Raw genomic sequence first — 2,315 nt, 5'->3', positions numbered from 1 at the left:
GGCGTCAACGACGAGCTCGGCGTGGCCGGAGCCGGACGGTGAGCCGGCTCGCCGGCCCGGCCGCGCTCGCCCTCGTGGCGAGCGTCCTGCTGGGTGCCTGCAGCTCGCCGAGCGCGTACTGCCAGAAGGTCGAGGACGACCAGAAGGCGCTGGACTCGTTCGGCAAGGAGCGCACCACCAAGGCGTTCACGGCCGACGCGAAGCGCTTCCGCGCGCTGGCCAAGCTCGCGCCCGCGGACGTCGCCGACGACTGGACCGCCCTGGCCGACGTCACCGAGCGCGTGCTCGCCGTGCACGAGAAGGCGGGCATCACGCTGGAGGAGGCCGACGACCCCGCGGTGCTGGCCGAGACCAGCAGCAAGAAGCTCGACCGCATCAACGACGCGTACGCCACGTTCAACGCCACCTCCAAGCAGCGAGCGGCCGTGGTGAAGAATGTCGCCGACGAGTGCGACATCGACCTGCTGTGACCGAGGAGGTGCACCGGTGGCCCTGCCCCCGATGACGCCCGAGCAGCGCCAGGCGGCGCTGGCGAAGGCGGCCGAGGCGCGACGCGTGCGCGCCGAGGTGAAGAACCGGCTCAAGCACTCCGGCGCGTCCCTGCGCGAGGTGCTCGACCAGGCGGCGACCGACGACGCCGTGGCCAAGATCAAGGTCGTCGACCTGCTGCAGTCGCTGCCCGGCGTGGGCAAGGTCCGCGCCCAGCAGGTCATGGAGCGCGTCGGCATCGCCGAGAGCCGCCGGCTGCGCGGTCTCGGTCCCAAGCAGGTCGAGGCGCTGCTCGAGGAGCTCCGTGGCTGACCGCTCCCGGCTCGTCGTGCTCGCCGGACCCACCGCGGTCGGCAAGGGCACCGTCGCGGCCTGCATCCGCGAGAACCACCCCGACATCTGGATCTCCGTCTCCGCCACGACGCGCCCGCCGCGGCCCGGCGAGGTCGACGGCGTCCACTACCACTTCGTCGACGACGCCGAGTTCGACCGGCTGGTCGAGACCGACGGCCTGCTGGAGTGGGCGGTCGTGCACAAGGCGGCCCGCTACGGCACGCCGCGCGCCGCGGTCGAGGCCAGCTCGAGGCCGGGCGCCCGGCGCTGCTGGAGATCGACCTGCAGGGCGCGCGCCAGGTCCGCGAGCGGATGCCCGACGCGCTGCTGGTCTTCCTCGCCCCGCCCAGCTTCGAGGAGCTCGAGCGCCGGCTGGTCGGCCGCGGCACCGAGACGGCCGAGGAGCGCGAGCGCCGGCTGGAGACCGCGCGCGAGGAGCTCGCCGCCGAGGCGGAGTTCGACGTGACGATCGTGAACACCGACGTCGGCCAGGCGTGCGCGGAGTTGGTAGACTTGTTCCGCTCCGGCTCCGTCCGGTCCTGATCCCTTTCTCCCACTCGTTGCGAGGCCTGTCTTCATGAGCTCTTCGTCCACCACCCGCTCCGTCGCCATCGGCATCACGAACCCGCCGCTGGACGACCTGCTGGAGAAGACCGACTCCAAGTACCAGCTGGTGCTCTACGCGGCCAAGCGCGCGCGCCAGATCAACGCCTACTACTCCCAGCTCGGCGAGGGCCTGCTCGAGTACGTCGGCCCGCTGCTGGAGACCGAGGTCCAGGAGAAGCCGCTCTCGATCGCGCTGCGCGAGATCAACAGCGACCTGCTGACCGCCGAGGAGGAGATCCCCGCGGTCGAGGGCGAGACCCCCGCCGTCGAGCAGGCCTGATCCCGCCCTCGCGGCGGTGACGCCGCGCGCGCACGTCCCGGCAGGAGCGTGAGATGAGCAAGATCGTCCTGGGCGTGGCCGGCGGCATCGCCGCCTACAAGGCCGCCGAGCTGCTGCGCCTGTTCACCGAGGCCGGCCACGAGGTTCGCGTCGTCCCCACCGAGGCGTCGCTGCAGTTTCGTCGGCACGGCCACGTGGGGAGGCGCTCTCGGGGCCAGCCGGTGCGCACGGGGCGTCTTTCGCCGACGTCCGCAGGTGCCGCACGTGCGGCTCGGCCAGGAGGCCGACCTCGTCGTCGTCGCGCCGGCCACCGCCGACCTGCTCGCCCGGGCCGCCCACGGCCTGGCCGGCGACCTGCTCACCAGCACCCTGCTCACCGCCCGCTGCCCGGTCGTCCTGGCCCCGGCGATGCACACCGAGATGTGGGAGCACCCGGCCACGCAGGCCAACGTCGAGACGCTGCGCTCGCGCGGCCACGACGGTCATCGAGCCCGCGGTCGGCCGGCTCACCGGGGCCGACTCGGGCAAGGGCCGCCTGCCCGACCCCGCCGCCATCCACGCGATCTGCCTGCAGGTGCTGGACGGGCGCCCGCAGGACCTGGCCGGC

At 73.2% G+C, this 2,315-nt stretch carries 3 protein-coding genes and 2 pseudogenes; all 5 read left to right on the top strand.

Going from position 1 to position 2,315, the window contains the following annotated elements; genetic code table 11:
• On the top strand, window positions 1-470 hold a 470-nt coding region (locus AC2W7G_RS14045), incomplete at its 5' end, for a hypothetical protein (RefSeq protein WP_485868981.1).
• Between the two features lie 16 nt (window positions 471-486).
• Complete coding sequence (gene mihF / locus AC2W7G_RS14040) at window positions 487-801, top strand: integration host factor, actinobacterial type (protein WP_485868980.1); 315 nt, start codon at window positions 487-489, stop codon at window positions 799-801.
• Window positions 794-1,365: pseudogene (gene gmk / locus AC2W7G_RS14035) on the top strand (guanylate kinase). Before mihF ends, gmk begins: the two are co-directional and overlap by 8 nt.
• A gap of 34 nt (window positions 1,366-1,399) precedes the next feature.
• Entirely contained in the window at window positions 1,400-1,708 is a 309-nt protein-coding gene (gene rpoZ, locus AC2W7G_RS14030) for a DNA-directed RNA polymerase subunit omega (RefSeq protein ID WP_485868979.1), read from the top strand.
• A 53-nt stretch (window positions 1,709-1,761) separates the two neighbouring features.
• Window positions 1,762-2,315, top strand: a pseudogene (locus AC2W7G_RS14025) (flavoprotein); the annotation flags it as partial.

This window comes from Aeromicrobium sp. PFPM2_SD2 (genome assembly GCF_057364525.1).
Note: the sequence above shows the minus strand (reverse complement) of the source record. Positions and strands in the feature narration are given on the sequence as shown.

Coding starts and splice junctions, on each gene's coding strand:
- rpoZ (WP_485868979.1), top strand. CDS start 1,400: ATGAGCTCTTCGTCCACCACCCGCTCCGTCGCCATCGGCATCACGAAC.